Raw genomic sequence first — 23272 nt, forward strand, 5'->3', positions numbered from 1 at the left:
TGGGACTGACGCCCAAGGATCATTCGACCGCTGGCAAGACGAGGCTTGGGGTGATCACCCGTGCCGGCGACGAGATGCTGCGAAGCGTTCTGGTGGTTGGGGCGACCTCTCTTCTTCAACAGGTCAGAGCCGGCCGAAGCCGGCATGCCTCGCAATGGCTCACCGGACTGCTGCAACGCAAAAAGCCTAAGCTTGTTGCCGTGGCGCTCGCCAACAAGATCGCCCGGATCGCCTGGAAGCTGATGGTAAGCGGCCAAACCTATCGGAGGATGGAAGAGCAGCCGCAGGCCGCATAGAGATTGGCCGCCATGGGCGCGCAACACAAAGCCGCCCGTGTCCGGCTGATGCTGTGAACTTGCAAGAGAACAAGCAGATGGTGCGATCAATCGATTCCCAAGACGCTTGACACGCCGCTCATCCCAATGGCCTTCCAAGGCCGTTGCACTGTTTGGCACAGGCGTTGCGGAAACCATCTTGGCCAGTGGCCCTGTGCGGCCACACCGAAAGGCCGAACATATGGAAGCAAGCGATCCGATCAAAAAATCTGCAAAAAACACTTGCAAGCGGGAGCCGTCCACATAAGGGATGAGGAGGGAGGAAAGATTGCCGTCCTCTGAACAGTTTCCTACAGCGCCGCGCGTCTTAGGAGACGCGCAAAGGTCGCTGGAGCACTTTGAGCTGCGTCGCCATGCGTGCCGACAAAATCGATCAGAGCTTCAACGCCATTATCGATCTCGCAGCAGCCGTCATTAATTCAAAATGAATCTCAACAGGCCCTAGTGCGCTTTGAGACGCGCCTCCTCAGCGGCGGAAAGAAAGAGTCTGCGTGCTTCCTCGCAGGTACGACGCCCGTCGATCGCGGCGCGGCACGCGCTGCGCGCGGCGACGTAGTAGGGGCCGCGATACGGCCAATGGTCTGCGAGGCAACGGAGCGCGTCGGACGGTCCCTTGACCATACGCACGTCACCCCCGGTCATTCCAAGCTCGATGGGATTGCTCCACAAGACCTGCATGCTTCTCCTCCTGGATCGCAGCGACGCGGCAATCGGGCCGCGTCAGGGTATGTTCGGTTCCAATCGGGCGACAAAGCGACGGACACCGGCTTCGATCGCCGCTTTCCCGCTCCCGGGATCATGTACAAGAACGCTGTCGGGCCTGCCGGGTTCCCTCCCGAGAAGCCCGGAGAACGAGCCGAGCGCTTCAATGTAGCTCAGGGAATCCGGTTTGTCCGCAATTTTGCTGGGACACGATTTTCCTCCTGCCCGCCGCCGCGGCCGATCAGATATCTTCGCCGCAGCGACGCTTTGCTCATGGTCGAAGGAGCCCTTATCTGGAGTTGTCCTTTCCCTCGCCACCCGTATTGCGCTGCATCCCCTCAAAAGGCGGGGTTTCAAGCACTTGGCCCCCATTCTATACCTTTTCTGCTGTTGGAGGGCTCGAATGGTGAGGGTTGCAGAGATCCGTTTGACTTGGTTGCCGCTGCAGAATGGGACTTTCTGCGCGATGCTTGGCAGACATGAAGTCGCCTTCGTCATGAAACGTCAGGCCATGAGCGATTGGGCCTGGCGCATCTCCCATTGCAACGGTACCGGTGAAACGGGCTTCCGCTACGCGCCGACGCTCGAGGGCGCCAAGGCGGAGGTTCTTGCCGGCATCCAGGAGTGGTTCCGCCAGGCGGGATTTCAATGAGCTTCGACCGCGTCTGATTGCGGTAGTAGAGCGGGATGAGGAGAAAAGTGTGCCGTTTTCCGCCCGCATCCCGCTCTAACTTCGTAGAGTCGATCACGTTCATGATGTTAGGTCGACCCGACCTGAATCACCGTGATCCAACGACTATTGGTACCGTGTCAGTCGCTCGACGTGGAAGCGGGAGTTTCGCCGCCGCCGGAGCCGCTATCCTGGCTACCGCCTGAGCCGCTGTCCTGACCGCCGCCGGAGCCTTCGCCGCCACCGGAGCCTTCGCCGCCACCGGAGCCGCTGTCCTGACCGCCACCGGAGCCGCTGTCCTGACCGCCACCGGAGCCGCTGTCCTGACCGCCGCCTGAGCCGCTATCCTGACCGCCGCCGGAACCGCTGTCCTGGCCACCGCCGGAACCGCTGTCCTGGCCACCGCCGGAGCCGGTATCCTGGCCACCGCCGGAGCCGGTATCCTGGCCACCGCCGGAGCCGGTATCCTGACCGCCGCCGGAGCCGGTATCCTGGCCGCCGCCGGAGCCGCTGTCCTGGCCACCGCCGGAGCCGGTATCCTGACCGCCGCCGGAGCCGCTGTCCTGGCCACCGCCGGAGCCGGTATCCTGGCCGCCGCCGGAGCCGCTGTCCTGACCGCCACCGGAGCCCGTCTCCTGACCTCCGGCTGGCGCGCTCCCGGCGTCGGCAACGACAAGGACGTCACCATGAGGACCGGCAAGCGCTGTACTCTGACGCAGGCCGTCATCGAACGACGCGAGTGAGGCAAATGGCGTGGCAACGACATAGGCGAGACCAAGCAATGAGCCGATGATAGTTTTTCCTGTTCTACGCATTGTCCTGCTTCCTTCCCTAAAGTTTAGGACATGTTTCGAACCTCAGCCTCCAGCGCGGCGCAGGATGGCACAGAAAGTGATGCCTTACGCAAGAATATTATAACCGTCTGATCTTCAACAGAATATCCAGTTACAGCCCTCAGGAGCCGCCCGAATTTTGCCACAAGATACAATCGACAGTATTAGTTGCGAAGGAACAATACATCCGAACATCTGTTTCGGATCTGTTTCTTCTATCGGTTATATTAACGATCCCTCTTTCACTCGGCGATTGTGCACGTGATTTGCTACAAGCCTCGGACCGCTGCCGTATGTAGCAATGAGCTGACGAGACAGGATGGAATCGGGCCACAGACGAGAAGACGGAAAGCCGGTATTTCAAGGCACCCGTCTTTGCGGTGGCCGCCGTCGCATGGAGGCCTATCCGGCAGGAAGATACGGCTGCTTCGAGTCCCCCGCGAATATCCTCGGTTTCGCCGAGTCCTCACGGGAGAACGCGGATGACCGTCTTTCCGGCGCGTCGCTCCGTAGAATTGAAGGTGGCGATCGCATCGTCCAGACTTGAAATCTTGCCGATGTTCGTCCGCAGTCTTCCGTCCCGGACGCGCTGAACGATCTCCGAGAGCTGGCCACGATCAGCCTCTACGACGAAGTCAACCACCAGGCCATCCACAGGTCGGATATCCGTCGGTCCGACGGCTGTCACAAGCGTTCCTCCGGCCCGGATCAGCGCTACGGACCGCCTCTGAACATCGCCGCCGATAACGTCGAATACCAGATCGACGCGGCCGACGTCTTCCAGGGTGTCGTTTCCAAGATCGACGAATTCATTTGCACCGAAGTCCAGAGCTCTCTGGCGGTCAGCGGCGCGTCCGGTGCCGATGACATAGGCGCCGGCTTCCCGCGCAAGCTGGGTCACGATCGAGCCGACGGCGCCAGCTGCGCCATGTGCGAGGACGCTCTGCCCCGCCTGAAGGCGGCCATGCTGAAACAGCCCCTGCCATGCGGTCGGGCCGGATATTGGCAGGCTTGCGCCCACCGTGAAGTCGACGTTGCCGGGCAATGGCGCGAGGTTGCGGGCCTCCATGGCGACGTACTCAGCGAGTGTGCCGTCGCGATACCAGTCCGACAGGCCGAACACCCGCTGGCCGATCGACAGCCCCGTGGTGCCATGGCCCAGCGCGGTGATCACACCGGCCAGCTCATGGCCGAGAATCGATGGCGTCCGGTCACGAAAGGCCCGATCCGTCCAAGTTGAAGGCCAATCCAGTTCGGTGTTGACGAACCCCGCCGCATGAACCTCAACGACGACGTCGTTTATCGCGGCCTGCGGCTCGGGTCGCTCCACCAGCTTCATTCCGGCTGTTCCCGCAGCCTGGTCGGTCACTACGATCGCTTTCATGGGAATTGTCTCCTCAGATATTTGTTGGCTTGTAATAATTCAGGCGTGGAAGATGTTTTCGATCTCCCGCGCAACTCGTTACCGGCTTGACGCCTTTTCAAAGACCTTGTTGTCGAGTTGCTGTGTGATGTCGCGCGGCGAGCCCGGCTTATTTCGGGTTCAACCGCGCGGAGATTGCGACTGGACCGGGCTTAGATAGAGCCGGCCGGGGTAACGGCGGGAAAGTCCCGCTCGGGGTCGAACACATTGTTGAAGAAGTTCGTCAGGGAGTACATGGCGACCAGCGCAACGATCTCGATGATGTTCGCATCGGTGTAGCCGACATCGCGGACGGCTTTCAGATCGGCATCACCAACGTGCCCTCGGGCCTCGATGACTTTGCGCGCGAACTGGACTGCGGCGTCTCGTTTCGGGTCGTTTGCATGACCATTCCGGGCGAGAATGATGTCATCCGCCGATAACTTTGCCATATGTTCCGCGGTGTAGCTGTGGACCGTCAGGCAATAATTGCAGCCATTCACCTCCGAGACGGCAAGGCCGATACTATCGCGCGTCCTCACATCGAGCGCCTTGCTGAGGGAGCCAAGCAGCGTGGCCCATGCGTTGAACGCGATCGGGCTCTGCGCGAAGGCCGCCATCATATTTGGGGTGAACCCGATGCTCTTCGTGAATGCATCGAGAGTTGGTTTCGATTCTGCCGGTACATGTTCGGGTTCCAGGGCAATAGTTCTAGACATCATACTCTCCATAAGTAACTGTTTGGACTGTGGATTATGCAAAGGACAGGACGTCGGCCACCGGCAGGCGCGGCTTCTGCGGCCAGTTGCCGGTCCGCTCCGGCCCGACGGTCAGAAGCATGACCGGCACTTCGTCCTCGGTCAGGCCGAACTCGCGGTGCACGGCTTCCGCGTCGAACCCGATCATCGGCGTTGAACCCAGGCCGAGGGAGCGAGCTGCATAGATGATGGCCGCGGTGCCGAAGGTAGCGGAACGTACCGCCTCGTCGCGCTGCCGCTGGGGTTGACCGTCATACAGCCCGCGAGCGGGGATTTCCCATTCCGGCACCAGGTGCGCTGGCATGATGCCGGCTTCCACTACCGGCGCCAGGCGCTCCGGGACGGTGCTGGCATCGGCCAACCTGCCGACGATGATGAAGGTAACGGCGGCGTCGGTGATTGCGGGCTGGTTCCAGGCGATCGGACGTAGCCGTGCCTTGGCGTCAGGCGTACGGACTGCGATAAACCGCCAGTTCTGCAGGTGGAACGATGTCGGCGCGGAGGTGCCGATCCGCACCAGGTCGCGGATCTCACCATCGCTCAGGGTGGCGGCTGGGTCGTAGTACTTGGCAGCACTACGGCTCAGGATGGTTTCGATGACGGCATTCGTCGGCGTTGGCTGCGCGTGCGAATGGGACGGTTGGGGGGCGAGAGCGATTCCGGGGATCTCGGTCCGTGCGTGGATTTCGGCGTCTGTGTCGGTTGCGGTTTCGTTGGCGGCGATACTGATGCAGTTCATTGGATGGCTCCTTCATCAAGTGATGACGGAACCCAATTTACGAATGACGATGCAAACATCGAGACTGGATTGGCTCAATATAATGCGCGAAAGGATCAATCTGGCGGATATCAGCTAAGATCGTCCTGGGCCTACGCGCCATTGTGCGCCAGTCGGCGCCATTCCCCCGGCGTCATCCCCATCCTTTCCGCAAACACCCGTCGGAATGCGGAAACGGATTGATATCCCACCGTCTCGGCCACAGCTTCAGTGCTTATTGCCGGCTTCTTGAGTTCGTTGGCTGCCAGACTCATGCGGAGATCGGTCAACAAATCGAGCGCGGAGCAACCTAGCCTATCTTGAAAGTGCCGCATGAACGTGGCGCGTGACATGCCGCACAAATCCGCCAGATCAGGCAGTTTCCATGGATGGGCCGGATCGCCAAGCATGGCCGCAATGGCTGGAGCAAGTCGCGGATGGCCGGCCAGGGCCAACAAGCCTTCGGGGGCTTTCTCGGATTCGCTCGCCGCTCGCAGTACCAGTGTGAACAAGGCCGAAGAAAGGGCGTTGAGAACGGCGCGTCCTCCCGCTCGGTCGCCGGCGGACTCCATACGCATCAGCCTCACCAGACTTGCCAGTTGGTTGGAAGCGGAACCGATACCATCTTCTCCACGGCTGTCCGTGGCCCGCGCCACGAGATTTGTGGGGAGGTAGTTACGGATCAGTCGATCATGAGGCGGCGCGATGAAAAATCGACCACACAACAGATCGAGTTGCTCGCCCTGGCTATCGTTCTCGCTCAGCATCCATCCGGCAGACCTCCGGTGTTGCCGGGTATGGATAGGAGTTTGCCCGCTACCGTCGTGCAGTACATGCGCGGCACCATGAGGTAGCAGCACGATATCTCCGCTCACCAACTCCCTCGTCGTTTTCGTCTCCGGATCCTCGAAAATGGCCCGACCCTGGACGATGGCGTGGTAGGGGATTTCGTTCGCCGCAGCCCGGCCCCAGTCGACACGCCATGGCGCACCGTAGGTACAGCGGACCTCGAGCTGACCGGTTACGGTGACGATTTGCAGGAGATGGCTCAACCAATCGACTTCAGACATTGGACCTCGAGACTTTCAGGAAATCGCCATGTAATTGAAATAGTCGCGGCAGACATCCTCGACCGGGATGATCGCCTTTCTGCCTATTCCGGCGCTTTCGCTGGACGATGGTGCCCATGTTTTTGCTATAAGCCTCCGGCCATTTGCTACATTGTAGCAATAGCACAGCAGGAACGGGCTAAAAACGCGTCAAACGAGAGCCAACCGGACATGAAAGAAACAGCGCAAACCGCTGGTAAGCAAGATAAAAACAGGTACTTCAAGGCACCCGTCTTTGCCGTTGCCCCGATGATCGACTGGACCGATCGTCATTATCGGTTTTTCGCGCGCCTGCTCTCGAGGCATGCTTTGCTCTATACGGAAATGATCGTCGCGGATGCGATTCTGCGCGGCGATCGGGAAAAGCTGCTCGGCCACGATGCCTCTGAACATCCGGTCGCCCTGCAGCTCGGCGGCAGCGATCCGACGAAGATGGCGGAGGCGGCGCGCATCGCCGAAGGTTTCGGCTACGACGAGATCAACATGAATGTCGGGTGCCCGTCAGACCGGGTGCAGTCGGGCACCTTCGGGGCTTGTCTGATGCAGGAGCCGGCGTTGGTCGCCGACTGCATTGCGGCGATGAAGGCGGCGGTCAAGATTCCGGTCACGGTCAAATGTCGTATCGGCGTCGACGATCAGGATCCGGAAGTAGCGCTTCGCGACCTCGTCGGGCGCGTCAAGGATGCCGGAACGGATGCCGTGTGGGTGCATGCGCGAAAGGCATGGCTCAAAGGACTGAGCCCGAGAGAGAACCGCGAGGTTCCGCCGCTCGACTATGGCCTCGTACACCGCCTCAAGGCGGAAAATACGAATCTTTTCATTGGTCTCAATGGGGGTCTTCAAAAGCTGGATCAGGCGCTGTCCCACCTCGATCCGCGGTCGCTACCGACGGGAGGAGCCACCGGGACTGCGGCAGAGGCCGCATGCGGCGCTCCTCTCGACGGTGTGATGCTGGGCCGTGCGGCCTATCACGACAGCGGCCTGCTGACTGCCGCCGACGGCTATTTCGTCCACCCGCTGACGGGGGCCGCGCCCATGCCGATCGACCCCGACGGCTTTTCCGATCGTAGCCATAATCTGTCGCTGGAATTCTGGTCCGGTATCCGCGATGCCATGGCGAACCATGCCGCTGCACATATCGAGAATGGCGGCCGGCTGATCCATGTGACGCGGCACATGATCGGGCTCTTCCAAGGCTGGCCCGGCGCGCGGCGCTATCGTCAGATACTCTCTGCCGACGCCACCCGCAAGGACGCCGGTCCGCAAGTCATCCACACAGCTTTCGACGCGGTGTTCGAGGCGGTAACGGCAAGGCAGGCGGCAGAGTGACGCGACTGCGCCACCAGTCTCCTTCGCCGGCGAGGGGAAGGTGGGCGGCAGGTGGGATGGGGTGCTCTCCAACGAAAAGCGGCGCCTCTTGCGAAGCGCCGCTCTTCACGCTTTGTCGAACGCCAGGCTTAGAGAGCCTGGAGGTTGACGGCCTTCGGGCCCTTGCCCATGCGATCCGGCTCCGTGTCGAAGCTGACCTCCTGGCCATCGTTCAATGTCGTGAGGCCTGCGGCCTGGACAGCGGTGATGTGGACGAAAACGTCCTTCGAACCGCCTTCCGGCGTGATGAAACCAAAACCCTTGTCCTGGTTGAAGAATTTGACGATGCCTTTGGTGGCCATGGAAGAAGTCCTTTTCCTTCAGTCTGTCTTTGCCGCAACCCTGCGCTTCAATATCACGCATCGGTTGCTTTAGGTAGTGTGTCCGCGCCCCCGGAAGGAAGCGAACGTGTCGTCTTCAGCGAAATGCGCTGAAAGGCGTCGAGTGGTCACGATATCGGGGAAAAGACGTCTACGATGCCGCTTGCGGCTGTCCCGGCGTCAAGCCAGGCTCAAAGCGAAAGTCCAGTCTCCGGGATTGAAAACGCCCGAACGGCAATAGGATTGGCAGTATTCCGTGAAAAAGGCAAGGGGAGTTCTTGCGGTCCCGCACCTGCGGGCAATGCCTTATGCCGAAGCGCCCGCGTGACCTCGCGGTGCCGTGTGTCGCGAGGCAAATGTCGTGGATTGCCTCGTTTCGACCACATTTTCGTCGCGGCACTAGGTTGAGCCTGCACTCTCCCCGTGAGCCTCGCGGGCTTGCTGCTGCCGCGGCGAACCGGTAGGTCTGTACCGAAACGAATATGCGAGTTGACGATGAGCAGGTGGCCGGCGTGATCGATCCCTATGCCCTCCTTGGAATTGAGCGCGACGCCGACGAGCGGGCGGTCCGGACGGCCTATCGCCGGGCGGTGAAGACCGCGCATCCCGACCGCGGCGGTGATGCCGAGCAGTTCGGCAAGCTGCAGGCGGCCTACGATCTCCTGAAGGATCCGGTGCGCCGCAAAGTCTACGATGACACCGGTTACGATCCCCAGCTCGCCGACCCGAAAGACCTCAAGGGCCTCATGATGCTGGAGACCCTCGTCAACGACTTCATACTCGATGAACGCGAGCCCGGTAGTTTCGATCCGGTGGCGGCGATGCGACGCAAGCTTTCCGATGACATCGTCAAAAACCGCTTCCACATTTTGGAACTGGAACGCCACCGCTCCCGCGTGCGCAAGCATCTCGACCGCATCGGCAGGCGGCCCGAGACAGACGTGCTCGGCTCCATGCTGCGCGCCCGCAGCCAGTCGATCGCCGAGGCGATCAGGAACGCCGAAGCCCAGATCGAGGCGATCGAGCAGGCCTACTCCATGCTCGAGGGATATTCCTACGAGTTGGAAGCGGTGGAGGCGAAGGCGCGCGCGGCGGAGTAGAGCAGGTGCGGTCGTCGGTCCATGGCAGGGTGACCGCTCGTTGGAGCTGTGAAACGCGAAGCGCATAGTTCAACAAGCCCGACTTTCTCCGGAACGCAACGGGAGCCGGACTGGCCGTGCCGGCTATGAGAGCCGGCCACGGCGCTCTCGTCATTTGCCATCGGCGCTGTCGAGCGCTCCTGCGAGCAATCCTTCAGGCGCCCGACCCGCCGTCATCGCTGCTATCGTGGTCCTGGTTAGTCCTGGTTACCTTTAAGGCCGCGATCTTGGCTGCCTTTGCCGTTGTCCTGGTTGCCCTTGCCGTCGTCCTGGTTACCCTTGCCGTGGTCCTGGTTACCCTTGCCGTGGTCCTGGTTACCCTTGCCGTGGTCCTGGTTACCCTTGCCATGGTCCTGGTTACCCTTGCCGGTGTCTTGACCACCGCCACCGCCACCGCCGCCGCCGCCGCCACCGCCGCCGCCGCCGCCGCCACCGCCGCCGCCGCCGCCGCCGCCACCGCCGCCACCGTCATCGCCATTCAGGCCGCGGGTGGAGGTCGTGGAAAATGAATTGCCGATGGCCGCCGTGGAGAGGGGCGGGCATTGCTCTATTTGCCCGGCCGTGAGGATTTCCGCTCTGTTCTGAGCCATGCAGCAAGCTTCGTAGTTGGCGTCGGTCAGAGGGCTGCACTGCTCGGCCATGAGCATGGTGCCCGTAAGGTTCTGGGCGTGCGCGTGAATCGTTGCCGAAGTTGAAAAACCGACTGACATAAGAGCCAGACCGGTGCTCGTAAGAAATACATCCAGGGTTTTCATATTTTCCTCCCTAAATTAGTGACAACTTAAATTCGTGTCGGGAAGGAAATGTTCCGTAAAAATTTAAGGGTTTCGCGGGTATGTCGGGCTAATCATTTCGGGCTACCCATAAAAAATTGGGGTAACGGTGGCGTCGTTGCACTCGTTCTGAGGTCGCTCTCGCAGCGACCGCTTTGGTTGATTCGATGTCTGGAAAGGCCTGGCAACGGCCCAGTGTCAGTCCTATCGGGATCCTTGGATCCCGATAGGGCTGGCTCAGCGTCCCGGACGCCCCGTCTTGCCCTTCGTCCGGCTCTTGCGCCGCTTTTCCTCCGCCGGCTCCTCGTAGGACCCTACGCCCGGCTTGGCGCGGGTGAGGGTCGGCTTCTCCGGTGCCGGTCCCGGTACCGGCTTCTCCGTGCGGCCGACGGTCATTTCGTCCAGGGTGTTTTTCCTGAAAAGCGACTGCCCCTCATCTGCCTTTCGAGCACCTTCTCCCCGGCCGCGGGAAGAGGGGATCGCCACGTCGCGGCCCATTTCATCGAGTTCGGGTTTGCGGAAGAGGGGACGTTCGGTGTCGGTCCCCGGGCCCATATTGTCGAGCGAGGGCTTCTGGAAGTAGGATTCTGTCTTTCCCTCCCCCTTGTGGGAAGGGTGGCCCGAAGCTCCGGGAGGGGTGTCGCCTTGCCCCTCCGCAACCCTCCCCACAAGGGGGAGGGTGTCCGTTGTGCCGGGCATGCCCTTGCTGGCCCGCTTGCTGCTCTCCTGCGATTTCGCTTCCTCTCGCGCCATCGGGTCGTCCAGCACGGCCAGTTCGGCCGCCTTGAGGCGCTTGATCTCGTCGCGCAGGCGTGCGGCCTTTTCGAAGTCGAGATCCGCGGCGGCGTCGCGCATCTGTTTTTCCAGTGCGTTGAGGTGCGCCTGGAGATTGTTGCCGACGAGGTGGCCGCCATCGGCAAAGCCCTTGCCGGCGACGCCGGAAATATCGGCGCGGACATGGTCGCGTTCGTAGACCGAATCGAGGATGTCGGAGATCTTCGCCTTGACCGATTCGGGCGTGATGCCGTGCTCGGCATTGTAGGCCATCTGTTTCTCGCGGCGGCGGCTGGTCTCCTCCATCGCCCGCTGCATCGAGCCGGTGATCGTGTCGGCATAGAGGATGACCTTGCCGTCGACGTTACGGGCGGCGCGGCCGATCGTCTGGATGAGCGACGTTTCCGAGCGCAGGAAGCCTTCCTTGTCGGCATCGAGAATGGCGACGAAGCCGCATTCGGGAATATCGAGACCCTCGCGCAGGAGGTTGATGCCGACCAGCACGTCGAAGGCGCCGAGGCGCAGATCGCGGATGATCTCGATGCGTTCGAGCGTGTCGATGTCGGAATGCATGTAGCGCACCCGCACGCCCTGTTCGTGCAGATACTCGGTCAGGTCCTCGGCCATGCGCTTGGTGAGCACGGTGACGAGGGTGCGGTAGCCCGCTGCGGCGGTCTCGCGGATCTCGCCGAGCACGTCGTCCACCTGCGTCTTGGCGGAGCGCACCTCCACCGGCGGATCGATGAGGCCGGTCGGACGGATCACCTGTTCGGCGAAGACGCCGCCGGCCTGTTCCATCTCCCAGGCGCCGGGCGTTGCCGACACGGCGATGGTGTCGGGGCGCATTGCGTCCCATTCCTCGAAGCGCAGTGGCCGGTTGTCCATGCAGGAGGGCAGGCGGAACCCGTACTCGGCGAGCGTCGCCTTGCGGCGGAAGTCGCCGCGATACATGCCACCGATCTGCGGAATGGTGACATGACTCTCGTCGATGAAGATCAGCGCATCGTCCGGAATATATTCGAACAGCGTCGGCGGCGGCTCGCCCGGCCTGCGGCCGGTGAGATAGCGCGAATAGTTCTCGATGCCCTGGCAGGAGCCGGTGGCCTCGAGCATCTCGATGTCGTAACGGGTGCGCTGCTCCAGCCGCTGCGCTTCCAGAAGGCGCCCGGCGCGTTCCAGTTCGGCGAGACGCTGGCTCATTTCCTCCTTGATCGCCTTGATCGCGGCGTTCAGCGTCGGCCGCGGCGTCACATAGTGCGAATTGGCGTAGATCTTCACCGACTTGAGGTCACCGGTCTTCTGGCCGGTGAGCGGATCGAACTCGGTGATCGAGTCGATCTCGTCTCCGAACATCGAGATGCGCCAGGCGGCATCCTCCAGGTGGGCGGGAAAGATTTCGATCGTGTCGCCGCGCACGCGGAAGGAGCCCCGCTGAAAGTCCATGTCGCGGCGCTTGTATTGCTGCGCGACCAGGTCGGCCAGCAACTGGCGCTGGTCGAGCCGGTCGCCGACGCTCATCTGGAAGGTCATTGCCGTATAGGTCTCGACCGAACCGATACCGTAAATGCAGGAGACCGAGGCGACGATGATGACGTCGTCGCGTTCGAGCAGCGAACGCGTCGCCGAGTGGCGCATGCGGTCGATCTGCTCGTTGATCGACGATTCCTTCTCGATGTAGGTGTCCGAGCGCGGCACGTAGGCTTCCGGCTGGTAGTAGTCGTAATAGGAGACGAAATATTCGACCGCATTGTCCGGGAAGAAGTTCTTGAACTCGGAATAGAGCTGCGCGGCAAGCGTCTTATTCGGAGCCAGAATGACGGCCGGGCGCTGCGTCGCCTCGATTACCTTGGCCATGGTGAAGGTTTTTCCCGAGCCGGTGACGCCGAGGAGCACCTGATTGCGCTCGCCCGAGGTGAGGCCGTCGACCAGGTCCGCGATCGCCGTCGGCTGGTCTCCGGCCGGCTCGTAGTCCGATTGCATGCGGATCGGGATGCCGCCTTCGGACTTTTCAGGCCGGGCCGGGCGGTGAGGCGTCCAGAGCTTGCCGTCCTTGAACAGCGGATTGCCGCTCTCGATGAGCTTGGCAAGCGCCTCGACGGTGGCGGTGACGCCCGAGCCGGAGGTGAGCTTGTCGGCATCCTCCAAGGCGACATCGAGGCCGGCCACGGGATTGAGCCCCGCGGCCGCACGCGTCTTCGGATCGGTCGTTCCGCCCATCGATGTGCCGCGGGCCGATTTCGACGCGGAGATCTCCACCTTCTTGCGATGCCTGCCGGCCTTGGACGCAACTTCGCGCCGGCTCTCGAAGGTGCTCGCTTCCGCTTCCGATTCGAGCTGCTTCACCCAGTCGGAGACATTGCCGGAAAGGGGCGTACCGGAAAGCGGCGCCTGCGGGGCTTCTTCGAACCCGCCGGGTGCCGACGATTTCTTCGGGGAATTCTTCGGTGATCTGGCCATGCCGGGAATATGGACAGAGTCCGGTCGAAAGTGAAGGGGGAACGAGTACAAAAGGGAAACGGAAGACCGCGATCCTCACTCGTTTCCTGGACCTCCGAGGCGAGGGCTTGAACCGACGGTCGCATCGCTGCACCGGGAGCCGAAGGCACTTGCAACGCCGGCACTCGGCGGAGCATTCTCGGCTTGCGATTCGCGCTCTTCCCGAGGTTTCCATGCCATTTGCCATCAATCCTGCGTATGTCTGGCCGGTCATCCTGCTGCTCCTCTCCAACGTCTTCATGACCTTCGCCTGGTACGGCCACCTGAAGTTCACTTCGTCGCCGCTCTACATCGTCATCGCCGCAAGCTGGGGGATCGCCTTTTTCGAATATTGGCTGGCCGTGCCGGCAAACCGCATCGGACACTCTGTCTATTCGGCCGCGCAATTGAAGACGATGCAGGAGGTGATAACGCTCACCATTTTCGTCCTCTTCTCGATTTTCTGGCTGAAGGAACCGATCGGCTGGCATCAGTTCATCGGCTTCGCGCTGATCGCGCTCGGGGCGTCGTTCATCTTCAAGGGGTGAGACATCGCCACGAGCGGCATCTGCCCCCGTCAATCGAGAAGGTCGAAGGCGCGATACATCCATGTGAGCTGGTAAAGAACCGCGCCCACCAGAAAAGACGCATGGAAGCGCCGGTCGGGCGTGACCGCCGCGATGATGCAGAACGCGATATAGGCCGCGTTGCGAAGCGGATATTCGATCCCGAAGGACTGGAAATAGGCCTTGCCCTTCAAGGCTGTGTCGATGAGGTCGACAGCGAATGCGATGGCGAGGAAGCCGAAGAACCAGGCGCGCCTGGACATAAAATAATGTTCGTAGCCGCTGTACTCGTCGAGAGTCGTCGGAAAGAGGAAGACGCAGAGGAGGAAGAAGACGCAGCTATAGAGGATGACGAACAGGTAGACGCTGACGTCGATCACCGCCAGCGAGTGCAGATGATACTCCCACCACCAGAAATGGACGAGGAAGAAGAACATGAACAGCACCCAGCCGAGGTGTATCCAGTAGACCTTCGTCTTGCCCGGGTGCTGCACGAAAAGCGCAACGCCGCTGAGGAGCCGCGCAAGCGAGAGGCTGATCATCATGCCCATGACGACGCGTATATGCGAAAAGATCGCCGGATCGGGCTGCACCTGCTCCATGAACTAAGCCCTTATTGCTCGGCCGGAACCGGCGTCGGCTTGCCGGTCGAGTCGAGCGCGACCATCACGAAGATGGCGTCGGTGACCTTTTCCATGACATGCGAGAGGTAACGCTGTGCCCATGCCTCGACCTTGAGCGTCATCGACGTCCGCCCGACCTTTACGATGTCGGTATAGATGCAGAGTGTGTCGCCGATCTTCACCGGCATGGCGAAGGCCATTTCCTTTACCGCCGCAGTCACGACGCGGCCCCTGGCGCGCTCGGCGGCCCGGATGCCGCAGGAAAGGTCCATCTGCGCCATGACCCAGCCGCCGAAGATGTCGCCGGCGGCATTGGCGTCGCCGGGCATTGCGAGGGTGCGCAAGGTCAGTTCGCCATTCGGCTTGCTTGCTGCGTTCATGCGGCCTGTCTCCCTGTTGACGAACAAGGTTTAACGCACTGCCGTCAGGCGAGCAAAGAGGCGCCGGAACAATTCCACGCTGAAGAAGCAAAAGGCGGCACACGTGACGGTGTTATCGTTAATTTGATCACCCTCAAATCTAGTGAGCGTTTGTTAGGAGCTTTGCAAATAGCCGCTCATATTCTGCATGCCTCGAAATGGAGGCAGGGGATGAGAAGAATTCGAATTTCGGCGCGTCTTTACGCGCTGGTCGCGTTTGCGCTTTTGACGATGGCGGCGGCGCTGACCTTTGGACTGATCCAGGCGCAGGACAAGCTGGTTGCCGAGCGCAAGGCCATGCTCGCGGCGATGAATGAGAACGCGATCAAGGTTTTCGACGCCTATCACGGCCAGGAAAAGGCCGGCACGCTGACGCGCGAGGAGGCGCAGGGCCGCGCACTGGAGGCAATCCGGGCGATGCGCTATCAGGACAGCGGCTATTTCTGGGTGAACGATATGCATCCGAAGATGGTGATGCATCCGATCAAGCCCGAACTCGACGGCGCCGACCTGACGCAGAACAAGGATCCCAACGGCAAGTTCCTGTTCGTGGAATTCGTCAAGACGGTTCAGGCGCACGGCAAGGGCTTCGTCGATTATTACTGGCCGAAGCCCGGCGCCGACCAGCCCGTGCTGAAATATTCGCACGTGGCCGGTTTCGAGCCCTGGGGATGGGTGGTCGGTACCGGTGTTTATGCCGACGACCTGGCCGCCATGTTCCGCGAGCGCGCCTGGCAGATGGCCGGCATTCTGGTCGCGGCAGCGCTCGCGATCCTCATGGCGGCACTGGCGATCGTGCGCAGCGTCGTTCGGCCCATCGAAAAGCTGAAGGTCTCGATGCGGGCGATCGCAGACGAGGACCTTTCCTCGGATGTTCCGGAAACCGATCGCGGCGACGAGATCGGGCAGATGGCACAGGTGCTCGTCGTCCTGCGCGACTCCGTCAAGGAGCGCCTCGAACTGCGATCGCGCGAGGCGGAGCAGCAGGACCGCCTGGACGCAGAACGGCGCGGCAACGAGGAGCGCCAGCGTACGACTGCCGCTACCCAGGCCGAGGCGATGGAGACGCTCGGTGGCGCGCTCGAGCGGCTGGCAAACGGCGACCTCACCGCCGCGGTGGCCCGGATCGCGCCGGAATACGCCAAGCTCAAGGACGACTTCAACACGGCGGTCGCCGCGCTTCGCGACGTCATCGGCGCCATTTCCCAATCCACCGAAATCGTCCATGGCAGTGCCGCCGACATTTCAGAGGCCGCCAACAATCTTTCGCGCCGGACCGAACAGCAGGCGGCGGCACTTGAAGAGACGGCCGCAGCTCTCGACGAGATCACCTCAACCGTACGCCAGGCGTCGGATCGTGCCCTCGAAGCGCGCGACATGGTCGACGAGACGAAGGCGAGCGCGGCGAAATCCGGTGGTATCGTGCGTAATGCGATCGATGCAATGGGGCGGATCGAAGCCTCGTCCAGCCGGATAAGCCAGATCATCGGCGTGATCGATGAGATCGCCTTCCAGACGAACCTGCTGGCGCTGAATGCAGGCGTCGAGGCGGCGCGGGCAGGGGAGGCCGGCCGCGGCTTCGCCGTGGTTGCCCAGGAGGTCCGCGAACTTGCGCAACGCTCGGCCGGCGCAGCAAAGGAGATCAAGGAGCTGATAGGCACCTCGGTGAAGGAGGTTGGCGCCGGCGTCGAACTCGTCCGCTCGACGGGCGATGCGCTGATGGAGATCGAGGCTCTGGTCAACCGTGTCAACGAGCAGGTGGCCGCAATCGCGACCGCTGCTCGGGAACAGGCGACCGGACTGCAGGAGGTCAACACGGCTGTCAACAGCATGGACCAGATGACGCAGCAGAACGCCGCAATGGTCGAGGAGACGACCGCGGCAAGCCAGACGCTGGCGCAGGAAAGTCGCGAGCTGAAGGCGCTGCTCGAACAGTTCAGGCTCGGGGAACGGGGCGCACAGCCGGCCTTTGGCAGGGCAGCCTGAGGCCATCGTAGCCGATCAATGGTCAAAACATGCGGCACCACAGCGCCGCGCGTCTTATAAGATACGCGGCGCTGTGGGAAGCTTTTCGGAGGACTGCAATCTCTGTGCTCGTCACAGGGATCCAGCAGCGCCGCGTCTGCGCGGGAAGCGTTCTTTCAGCCCAAGGACTTGGTCTGGCTGGATTCCTGTGACAAGCACAGGAATGAGGAAATCAAACAAGCGGCCGCGGGCCTCTTCGTTCAACCGATGTCGTTCCGGCGGGTGAGCCTGCTCCTGTCGGTGGTGCGTGGATGGCGCATCTCGCGGGAGTTGACGTCTGGCCGCAAGACAGGCGAGATGGTGCGACGGGAGGACGGTCGCTATCCGGCGATCCGGCCGCATCCGAGATGCCAGCCAAGGGGGAGACCTGTGTTGCCTTTCAAGCGTTTCATCATGAAGTCTGCCGCCATTTTCCTGGCCGCCGCCGGCTTTCTTTCTGCCTGTACCGTGGTCGTCGACGAGCCGCGCCCCGGTCCGGGACCGATCCGCCCGCCGGGTCCGCAAATGTGCACGATGGAATTCGCGCCCGTCTGCGGCGAACGCGGCAATCGCATTCGAACCTTCCCCAATGCCTGCCAGGCACGCGCCGACGGCTTCCGTGTCGTTCATCGCGGCGAATGCCGTCCGGCATCCCGTCCGCCGGAAGAGCGGGCCTGCACGCGCGAGTTTTCGCCGGTTTGCGGCCAGCGCGGCCCGCGAAGGCAGACCTTCCCAAATTCGTGCATGGCGCTCGCCGAAGGGTTCCGCGTCGTCGCACCCGGAGAATGCCGCCGTGAGGATGATCGCCCGCAACAGCCGCAATTCTGCACGCGCGAATTCGCGCCGGTCTGCGGCGAGCGCAATGGACGATCAAGAACGTTCCCGAATGCCTGCGAGGCACGAGCGGACGGGTTCCGCGTCGCCCATCCAGGGGAATGCCGTTAGTCGGACGAAAACCCACAAAGAAAAGGCCCGCACCCGTAAGGATGCGGGCCTTTTCTTTTGTCCCCGCTCGCCCGATTTGGCGTGCGGCCTGCAAGGCTTCGTTTACCACGTTTGCTTAAATTGCTTTGCAAAGCCGACTTTCTCGACCGAGCGCCCGTTTGGCGACATTCCGCAGGTTCATTCTCGGCTGTGGGCAGGCGGCGCACGGACAAGGCCGAAGCTTTGTCATGGATGAAGGCGGCAATCAGTATGGCGTATGTTTCTCTTCTTCATCGTCCATTGGCGGCGCTGCTGTTGTCCATTCCGCTCGTTGCCTGCACGACCGACGTGCTTGCGCCACCGGCCCGCATCGACGGGAGCTCCCGTGTCGGCGCGATCGGGCCGGCGCCTGCAGCCATGCCGGAGCAGGAAGTCGCTGCCTATCCGTCGTCAGAGCCGGTCGCCATGGCCAGCCAGACCTCCGTTGCCCGCGTTTCCAGTAATGCGGCCCTTGCACCGCAGGGCCAGGTCGCCGCGGCCGGATCGATGACGGTTCCGCCCGAGGGGGTGAATATGGACGCCATGCTCGGCGTCGAACCGGTGGTCGGCCTGGCGCAGGAGCAGGCCGGTGAGATCGCCGAGGGGAATACGACGCAGCCGGTCGTGGCCGGTATCGGTGACAGCGATGTGCGCCAGCTTGCCGGAGCGCCGCAGCCTATGCCGATGCCTGAGGCGAATCCCGGCTATGATCCCGACCTGCCGCCCCTTGCGCCCGCGCAGAGCGCGGCCGAGGAAGTGAATAGAAGGCGTGTTCTCGAGCCGCAGCGGGCGACGCGCACTGAGCAGCCGCAGCAGATCGCTTTCATACCGCGCGCCCGCAGCCCGCTGTCCACGCCGGAATACACCGGCGAAATGCCGGGCTCGGAGGTCGCGTGCCGGCAGCGGTTGAAGAAGCTCGGCGTCGTCTTCCGCGACGTTCCGCGAGTCCGTAACGGGCCGTCCTGTGGCATCGACTACCCGATCGAGCTCAGCGGCCTGTCCGGCGACATCGCCGTCAAACCTGCGGTGAAGCTGAATTGCCAGGTAACGGAAGCCTTCGCCAAGTGGGTGAAATACGAGCTGGCGCCGTCGTCGCGCTACCGTTACTGGTCGGGCGTCAAGACGATCAAGCCCCTCGGCGGCTATTCCTGCCGGACGATGAACTCCCGCCGCGGCAATCCCATGTCGGAACATGCGCGCGGCAACGCGATAGACGTCGGCAAGTTCGTGCTGAAAAACGGCAAGGAAATCGATGTGCGCAAGAAGGGCTTCTTCGCTTTCCGTGAGCGGGGGCTCCTGAAAGCGGTGCGCACGGACAGCTGCAAGTACTTCCACACGGTGCTCGGACCGGGCAGCGATCCTTTTCACAAGGACCATTTCCACTTCGACCTGCGCACGCGCAAGTCCGGTTACCGGCATTGCGACTAGCACGCTGCACAAGCGGACCATCGGTCGGACGGCCCGGCTGACGCCGCGATGGCCTCATGTCGGGCGGCAATCAAGGTCACACATTGCCGCCATTCGAGATTGTTAGGCATCGTTACGACGCGGCGCGACGCGAGAAAATTTTCTATCGGCTCGCCGAGGAGAAGGCGGCACGCTGGTGACCGCAGTCCAAGAGATCTACTGCCGCACGGGCGGCAGCCGGTAAGCGGAGCGGCGGCCCTTGACAGAGCGTCAACGTAAATTTGGCTTGGACGGGCTGCAAATCCATGTGAATCGGCCCATATAGAGCAGCACCCTGCCGTCTTTTGCACCTCTTCCCGGATATGTTCCATGGCGCCAATTGTTTCCATCTCCAATCTGTCGAAGACCTATGCCTCCGGGTTTCAGGCCCTGAAGGGCGTCAGCCTCGATATCGAGGAGGGAGAAATTCTTGCCCTCCTCGGTCCGAACGGCGCCGGCAAGACGACGCTCATCTCGATCGTCTGCGGTATTGTCAATGCGACGGGCGGCCAGGTTACCGTCGGCGGCAACGACGTCGTGCGCGACTTCCGCCAGACACGGGCGATGATAGGCCTTGTGCCGCAGGAACTGACGACCGACGCTTTCGAGACAGTGTGGAACACCGTTTCCTTCTCGCGCGGGCTTCACGGCAGGAAGCCGGATCCGGCGCATATCGAAAAGGTACTGAAAGACCTCTCGCTCTGGAACAAGAAGGACAGCACCCTGCGCGAGCTTTCCGGGGGCATGAAGCGGCGCGTTCTGATCGCCAAGGCGCTCTCGCACGAGCCGCGCGTCCTTTTCCTCGACGAGCCGACGGCCGGTGTCGACGTCAGCCTGCGAAAGAGCATGTGGGAGGTCGTCCAGCGGCTGCGCGCTTCGGGCGTGACGATCATCCTCACGACCCACTACATCGAGGAAGCGGAGGAGATCGCCGACCGGATCGCGGTGATCAACAGCGGCGAGATACTGCTCGTCGAAGACAAGAATGCGCTGATGACGAAACTCGGACGCAAGCAGCTGCGCGTCGATCTGGCCCAACCTCTGGAGCGGGTTCCCGATTCTCTTGCCTCCTACAATTTGTTGCTGGAGGGCGACGGCGAACGCCTGATCTATGAATACGACACGAGCGCTGATCGGACGGGCATCACGTCGCTGCTCGCGGCGCTGGCCGAGGCGGGCATCAGGCTCCGGGACATTTCCACGAGTCAGAGTTCGCTCGAGGATATTTTCGTTGAGATCGTGGAGGCGGGGCGATGAACATAGAAGCAGTCAAATCCATCTATTTCTTCGAAATGGCACGCACACGTCGCACGCTTCTGCAAAGCGTCGTGTCGCCCGTCATCTCCACTTCGCTCTATTTTATCGTTTTCGGCGCCGCCATCGGTGGACGCATCCAGGAAATCGACGGGATTTCCTACGGTGCCTTCATCACGCCCGGGTTGATGATGCTGACGCTTCTGACGCAGTGCATCGGCAACGGGTCATTCGGTATTTATTTCCCGAAGTTCACCGGCACGATCTATGAGGTGCTGTCGTCACCGATATCCATGCTGGAGATTGTGCTCGGTTATGTGGGAGCAGCGGCGACAAAGGGGATGATGATCGGCACGATCATCCTCGTCACGGCCTCGCTGTTCGTCGATCTCAGCATCGCCCATCCCTTCGTGATGCTTTTCTTTTTCGTTCTGACGGCGGTGACCTTCAGCCTGTTCGGTTTCCTGATCGGCATCTGGGCGAAGGATTTCGAGCAGCTCAACCTCATTCCGATGCTGGTGGTCCCGCCGCTCGTCTTCCTCGGCGGCAGCTTCTATTCGATCGACATGCTGCCGCCATTCTGGCGGGCAGTAAGCCACTTCAACCCGGTCCTTTATCTGATCAGCGGCTTCCGCTGGAGCTTCTTCGAGATATCGGACGTAAATCCGCTCGCCAGCGCGGCAATCATTCTCGTCTTTCTCGCCCTCTGCATGTCCGCACTGACATGGATATTCCGGACCGGGTACAAGCTGCGCAACTGAGGCTGGAGCGGCGGGGGGCTCAGTCCCTGAGCCGGAGCTCGTCGCTGCGCATCTGCAGGAAGTCGAGGGTCGAGAGGAAGCTCATGCCGAGCAGGCTGCTGTCCAGCCGCCCCTCGGCCGCGACCATGGCGCGGATATTCGTCCGCCGGATCGGTCCGATCGCGATCTCCGGCAGGATGACCGGTGCCGCAAGCGCCGGCCCGTTCGCGGTCATGACAGTGATGGTGTAGCCGAGATCGGCGACGTCGAGACCGACCCTCGCCGCGTCCTCATGGGTGAGCACGATACTGCTCGCGCCGGTGTCCACAAGCATGCTGACCTCACGCCCGTTGATTGTCGCATCGGCGGCAAAGTGGCCGTCGATCCGCTTGTGAAGCACCACCTCCTGCTGACCCTCGCTGTCGGTGATGACCATGGCCCTGCCGGGCATAAGTCCTGCCAGCACCCGGTCGCCGACGGACCGAAGGTCGAAGCGGTAGACATAGAGTGCAACGAGGACGAACGCAATCAGCAGCCAGATCGCAATCTGTGTCAGGCCTTCGCCCAGCGTTCGGCGGCTTCTGACGATACCGGCGGCGAAAAGCGTCGCCAGCGCGCCGAGGGCTACGAGCTGTCCGAAATCGTCGTTGTTCATGCCGAACGTTCGGCCGGAATCGTGATTGATGATCAGCAGTACGAGGCCGATGCCGAGTATTGCGAGGAGGACGATCAGTCTGCTCATGAGCCGTTTTGTTCTCGCGCCATGCGCGACCGGCGCGTCTCCCGCCGCGGTTTGCGCTCGACCGTTTCCAGTCGCGCCGGCAAGGCCTGCATGATCGTGTGCCGTTCGGTATCGGTGTAGAGCGTCCAGGCGCCGATCTCCTGACGTGTGCGCCCGCAGCCGAAACAGTAACCGGTCCTATCGTCGATCGTGCAGACGAGAATGCAGGGAGATTCCATGATCGGGACGATGCTCTGCTGTTTCGTTCGAAAAATATATCGGCCTTTCAGATGGCCAGTGCAAGAGCGCCCAGAACGGCGATCTCCGTCAGTTGCTGGGTGGCGCCGATGGTGTCGCCGGTATGGCCGCCGACCTTGCGTAAGGCGATCCGGGTGAAGCCTGGCACCGCAAGCCCGAAGGCAGCGAGCGAAAGCAGAACGGCGACGGTCGGGATGTCGGCCAGGAAAAACAGCACGAGCGCGAGGAGCACGCCCGAGCCGAGCGCAACCGATGTCGCCTGCGGCTCGGGTAAACCGGCCGAGGCGGCGACCCCGCCGCCGCGGGCAGGCGGGAGGCGGGACCAGTGCCAGACCATCGCGGCGCGGCTCAGCGCAGCGGTGGCAAGCAGCGCAATTCCGCCGCCTGTCGGCGTCAGCAGCGGCAGGAAGGCGGCCAGGGCCGAGACGCGAAGGCCGAAGGAAAGAATGAGGGCAACCGCGCCATAGGTGCCGATCCGACTGTCCTTCATGATCTCCAGGGCGTTTTCCCGATCGCGCCCGCCGCCGAAACCATCGGCCGTATCCCCAAGGCCGTCCTCATGCAGGGCGCCGGTGACCATCGCCTGCACCGCGACGACGAGGGAGGCGTTGAAGAGCGAGCTCGCGTGAAGCGCGCCCAGAAGGACCGCTATCACGGCGGCAGGAAGGGCGATCAGGATACCCGCAAGAGGGAAGGCGCGCACGGCGCGGCCGAGCCCGCCGTCATAGCCGCGGAAATATCGATCCGGCACGGGAATGCGGCTCAAAAAGGCAACCGACCGTGCGACGTCGTCCCAGAGCTCGCGAACATCTGCCATCTCGTCTCCCGCATCCCGAATCGCCCGGCGTTCCGCGGGATCATGC

General features: G+C 62.1%; 24 protein-coding genes. 10 read left to right on the forward strand and 14 right to left on the reverse strand.

The genetic code is table 11. The features are described 5' to 3' along the window. Positions 1-296: transposase (locus ACTJKL_RS25990; RefSeq protein WP_440853088.1), on the forward strand; the 296-nt coding region annotated here is incomplete at its 5' end. Positions 297-776: 480 nt separating this feature from the next. Here the strand turns inward: ACTJKL_RS25990 and ACTJKL_RS25995 are convergent. After that, positions 777-1013 carry a DUF982 domain-containing protein gene (locus ACTJKL_RS25995; protein ID WP_003536844.1) on the reverse strand — a complete coding sequence of 79 codons (237 nt, stop codon included), beginning with the start codon at positions 1011-1013 and terminating at the stop codon, positions 777-779. 427 nt (positions 1014-1440) lie between these two features. On the opposite strand from ACTJKL_RS25995, the gene ACTJKL_RS26000 reads away from it, so the two are divergent. Further along, positions 1441-1689 (forward strand): hypothetical protein, encoded by a 249-nt coding sequence (locus ACTJKL_RS26000; RefSeq protein ID WP_100673706.1) that lies wholly within the window; start codon positions 1441-1443, stop codon positions 1687-1689. 158 nt (positions 1690-1847) lie between these two features. Here ACTJKL_RS26000 and ACTJKL_RS26005 read toward each other — a convergent pair whose 3' ends face one another. The 5 genes from ACTJKL_RS26005 to ACTJKL_RS26025 form a co-directional block, all read right to left on the reverse strand. Beyond that, positions 1848-2522 (reverse strand): hypothetical protein, encoded by a 675-nt coding sequence (locus tag ACTJKL_RS26005; protein WP_440854162.1) that lies wholly within the window; start codon positions 2520-2522, stop codon positions 1848-1850. Between the two features lie 484 nt (positions 2523-3006). Next, positions 3007-3924, reverse strand: a complete 918-nt coding sequence (locus ACTJKL_RS26010; RefSeq protein ID WP_440854163.1) for an NADP-dependent oxidoreductase — start codon at positions 3922-3924, stop codon at positions 3007-3009. Positions 3925-4115: 191 nt separating this feature from the next. Then, complete coding sequence (locus tag ACTJKL_RS26015) at positions 4116-4661, reverse strand: carboxymuconolactone decarboxylase family protein (protein WP_440854164.1); 546 nt, start codon at positions 4659-4661, stop codon at positions 4116-4118. Between the two features lie 34 nt (positions 4662-4695). Next, the gene (locus ACTJKL_RS26020) at positions 4696-5439 is read right to left on the reverse strand and encodes a nitroreductase family protein (RefSeq protein ID WP_338283632.1); all 744 of its coding nucleotides are present in this window, start codon (positions 5437-5439) and stop codon (positions 4696-4698) included. Between the two features lie 131 nt (positions 5440-5570). Then, entirely contained in the window at positions 5571-6527 is a 957-nt protein-coding gene (locus tag ACTJKL_RS26025) for a cupin domain-containing protein (RefSeq protein WP_275597794.1), read from the reverse strand. A 210-nt stretch (positions 6528-6737) separates the two neighbouring features. On the opposite strand from ACTJKL_RS26025, the gene dusA reads away from it, so the two are divergent. Beyond that, the gene (dusA, locus tag ACTJKL_RS26030; protein WP_440854165.1) at positions 6738-7895 is read left to right on the forward strand and encodes a tRNA dihydrouridine(20/20a) synthase DusA; all 1158 of its coding nucleotides are present in this window, start codon (positions 6738-6740) and stop codon (positions 7893-7895) included. A gap of 128 nt (positions 7896-8023) precedes the next feature. On the opposite strand, the gene ACTJKL_RS26035 is transcribed toward dusA, so the two are convergent. After that, a complete protein-coding gene (locus tag ACTJKL_RS26035; protein ID WP_003535347.1) occupies positions 8024-8236 on the reverse strand; it encodes a cold-shock protein in 213 nt (70 codons plus the stop codon). A 500-nt stretch (positions 8237-8736) separates the two neighbouring features. Between ACTJKL_RS26035 and ACTJKL_RS26040 the strand changes: the two genes are divergently transcribed. Continuing rightward, the gene (locus ACTJKL_RS26040) at positions 8737-9354 is read left to right on the forward strand and encodes a J domain-containing protein (RefSeq protein ID WP_018095192.1); all 618 of its coding nucleotides are present in this window, start codon (positions 8737-8739) and stop codon (positions 9352-9354) included. Between the two features lie 236 nt (positions 9355-9590). Here the strand turns inward: ACTJKL_RS26040 and ACTJKL_RS26045 are convergent, their stop codons facing one another. Together ACTJKL_RS26045 and uvrB are read right to left on the reverse strand one after the other, a co-directional pair. After that, positions 9591-10148, reverse strand: coding sequence for a hypothetical protein (locus ACTJKL_RS26045; protein ID WP_440854166.1), 558 nt, complete (start codon positions 10146-10148; stop codon positions 9591-9593). A gap of 255 nt (positions 10149-10403) precedes the next feature. Then, complete coding sequence (uvrB, locus tag ACTJKL_RS26050) at positions 10404-13397, reverse strand: excinuclease ABC subunit UvrB (protein ID WP_324761888.1); 2994 nt, start codon at positions 13395-13397, stop codon at positions 10404-10406. Positions 13398-13609: 212 nt separating this feature from the next. Between uvrB and ACTJKL_RS26055 the strand changes: the two genes are divergently transcribed. After that, positions 13610-13963 (forward strand): DMT family protein, encoded by a 354-nt coding sequence (locus ACTJKL_RS26055; protein WP_100673067.1) that lies wholly within the window; start codon positions 13610-13612, stop codon positions 13961-13963. Between the two features lie 29 nt (positions 13964-13992). On the opposite strand, the gene ACTJKL_RS26060 is transcribed toward ACTJKL_RS26055, so the two are convergent. After that, positions 13993-14583, reverse strand: coding sequence for a hypothetical protein (locus ACTJKL_RS26060; RefSeq protein WP_440854167.1), 591 nt, complete (start codon positions 14581-14583; stop codon positions 13993-13995). Between the two features lie 11 nt (positions 14584-14594). After that, entirely contained in the window at positions 14595-14984 is a 390-nt protein-coding gene (locus ACTJKL_RS26065; RefSeq protein WP_018095187.1) for an acyl-CoA thioesterase, read from the reverse strand. 210 nt (positions 14985-15194) lie between these two features. On the opposite strand from ACTJKL_RS26065, the gene ACTJKL_RS26070 reads away from it, so the two are divergent. The 5 genes from ACTJKL_RS26070 (at position 15195) to ACTJKL_RS26090 (ending at position 21451) form a co-directional block, all read left to right on the forward strand. Further along, positions 15195-17009: a methyl-accepting chemotaxis protein gene (locus ACTJKL_RS26070; RefSeq protein ID WP_018095186.1), complete on the forward strand. Its 1815-nt coding sequence runs from the start codon at positions 15195-15197 to the stop codon at positions 17007-17009. Positions 17010-17417: 408 nt separating this feature from the next. After that, positions 17418-17972, forward strand: a complete 555-nt coding sequence (locus ACTJKL_RS26075; protein ID WP_275597799.1) for a Kazal-type serine protease inhibitor domain-containing protein — start codon at positions 17418-17420, stop codon at positions 17970-17972. Positions 17973-18221: 249 nt separating this feature from the next. Beyond that, positions 18222-19418 (forward strand): extensin-like domain-containing protein, encoded by a 1197-nt coding sequence (locus ACTJKL_RS26080; protein ID WP_275597800.1) that lies wholly within the window; start codon positions 18222-18224, stop codon positions 19416-19418. Between the two features lie 348 nt (positions 19419-19766). Next, a complete protein-coding gene (locus ACTJKL_RS26085; RefSeq protein ID WP_440854168.1) occupies positions 19767-20693 on the forward strand; it encodes an ABC transporter ATP-binding protein in 927 nt (308 codons plus the stop codon). Then, positions 20690-21451, forward strand: a complete 762-nt coding sequence (locus ACTJKL_RS26090) for an ABC transporter permease (protein ID WP_003535321.1) — start codon at positions 20690-20692, stop codon at positions 21449-21451. Before ACTJKL_RS26085 ends, ACTJKL_RS26090 begins: the two co-directional genes overlap by 4 nt. A 19-nt stretch (positions 21452-21470) precedes the next feature. On the opposite strand, the gene ACTJKL_RS26095 is transcribed toward ACTJKL_RS26090, so the two are convergent. Genes ACTJKL_RS26095 through ACTJKL_RS26105 form a run of 3 tightly spaced genes read right to left on the reverse strand, consistent with a single transcriptional unit; the run spans position 21471 to position 23226 of the window. Next, a complete protein-coding gene (locus tag ACTJKL_RS26095; protein WP_440854169.1) occupies positions 21471-22172 on the reverse strand; it encodes a TIGR02281 family clan AA aspartic protease in 702 nt (233 codons plus the stop codon). Next, complete coding sequence (locus ACTJKL_RS26100) at positions 22169-22390, reverse strand: DUF1289 domain-containing protein (protein WP_020487477.1); 222 nt, start codon at positions 22388-22390, stop codon at positions 22169-22171. Before ACTJKL_RS26100 ends, ACTJKL_RS26095 begins: the two co-directional genes overlap by 4 nt. Before the next feature lie 47 nt (positions 22391-22437). Continuing rightward, positions 22438-23226 carry an adenosylcobinamide-GDP ribazoletransferase gene (locus ACTJKL_RS26105; RefSeq protein ID WP_440854170.1) on the reverse strand — a complete coding sequence of 263 codons (789 nt, stop codon included), beginning with the start codon at positions 23224-23226 and terminating at the stop codon, positions 22438-22440. Positions 23227-23272 lie beyond the last annotated feature (46 nt).

This window comes from Sinorhizobium sp. 22678 (assembly GCF_052044265.1).
GTDB classification, from domain to species: Bacteria; Pseudomonadota; Alphaproteobacteria; order Rhizobiales; family Rhizobiaceae; genus Sinorhizobium; species Sinorhizobium meliloti_A.

Bases quoted from the DNA above. Each gene is read 5' to 3' on its own strand.
- ACTJKL_RS25995 (WP_003536844.1), bottom strand. From the start codon at position 1,013: ATGCAGGTCTTGTGGAGCAATCCCATCGAGCTTGGAATGACCGGGGGT.
- ACTJKL_RS26000 (WP_100673706.1), top strand. From the start codon at position 1,441: ATGGTGAGGGTTGCAGAGATCCGTTTGACTTGGTTGCCGCTGCAGAAT.
- ACTJKL_RS26005 (WP_440854162.1), bottom strand. From the start codon at position 2,522: ATGCGTAGAACAGGAAAAACTATCATCGGCTCATTGCTTGGTCTCGCC.
- ACTJKL_RS26010 (WP_440854163.1), bottom strand. From the start codon at position 3,924: ATGAAAGCGATCGTAGTGACCGACCAGGCTGCGGGAACAGCCGGAATG.
- ACTJKL_RS26015 (WP_440854164.1), bottom strand. From the start codon at position 4,661: ATGTCTAGAACTATTGCCCTGGAACCCGAACATGTACCGGCAGAATCG.
- ACTJKL_RS26020 (WP_338283632.1), bottom strand. From the start codon at position 5,439: ATGAACTGCATCAGTATCGCCGCCAACGAAACCGCAACCGACACAGAC.
- ACTJKL_RS26025 (WP_275597794.1), bottom strand. From the start codon at position 6,527: ATGTCTGAAGTCGATTGGTTGAGCCATCTCCTGCAAATCGTCACCGTA.
- dusA (WP_440854165.1), top strand. From the start codon at position 6,738: ATGAAAGAAACAGCGCAAACCGCTGGTAAGCAAGATAAAAACAGGTAC.
- ACTJKL_RS26035 (WP_003535347.1), bottom strand. From the start codon at position 8,236: ATGGCCACCAAAGGCATCGTCAAATTCTTCAACCAGGACAAGGGTTTT.
- ACTJKL_RS26040 (WP_018095192.1), top strand. From the start codon at position 8,737: ATGCGAGTTGACGATGAGCAGGTGGCCGGCGTGATCGATCCCTATGCC.
- ACTJKL_RS26045 (WP_440854166.1), bottom strand. From the start codon at position 10,148: ATGAAAACCCTGGATGTATTTCTTACGAGCACCGGTCTGGCTCTTATG.
- uvrB (WP_324761888.1), bottom strand. From the start codon at position 13,397: ATGGCCAGATCACCGAAGAATTCCCCGAAGAAATCGTCGGCACCCGGC.
- ACTJKL_RS26055 (WP_100673067.1), top strand. From the start codon at position 13,610: ATGCCATTTGCCATCAATCCTGCGTATGTCTGGCCGGTCATCCTGCTG.
- ACTJKL_RS26060 (WP_440854167.1), bottom strand. From the start codon at position 14,583: ATGGAGCAGGTGCAGCCCGATCCGGCGATCTTTTCGCATATACGCGTC.
- ACTJKL_RS26065 (WP_018095187.1), bottom strand. From the start codon at position 14,984: ATGAACGCAGCAAGCAAGCCGAATGGCGAACTGACCTTGCGCACCCTC.
- ACTJKL_RS26070 (WP_018095186.1), top strand. From the start codon at position 15,195: ATGAGAAGAATTCGAATTTCGGCGCGTCTTTACGCGCTGGTCGCGTTT.
- ACTJKL_RS26080 (WP_275597800.1), top strand. From the start codon at position 18,222: ATGGCGTATGTTTCTCTTCTTCATCGTCCATTGGCGGCGCTGCTGTTG.
- ACTJKL_RS26085 (WP_440854168.1), top strand. From the start codon at position 19,767: ATGGCGCCAATTGTTTCCATCTCCAATCTGTCGAAGACCTATGCCTCC.
- ACTJKL_RS26090 (WP_003535321.1), top strand. From the start codon at position 20,690: ATGAACATAGAAGCAGTCAAATCCATCTATTTCTTCGAAATGGCACGC.
- ACTJKL_RS26095 (WP_440854169.1), bottom strand. From the start codon at position 22,172: ATGAGCAGACTGATCGTCCTCCTCGCAATACTCGGCATCGGCCTCGTA.
- ACTJKL_RS26100 (WP_020487477.1), bottom strand. From the start codon at position 22,390: ATGGAATCTCCCTGCATTCTCGTCTGCACGATCGACGATAGGACCGGT.
- ACTJKL_RS26105 (WP_440854170.1), bottom strand. From the start codon at position 23,226: ATGGCAGATGTTCGCGAGCTCTGGGACGACGTCGCACGGTCGGTTGCC.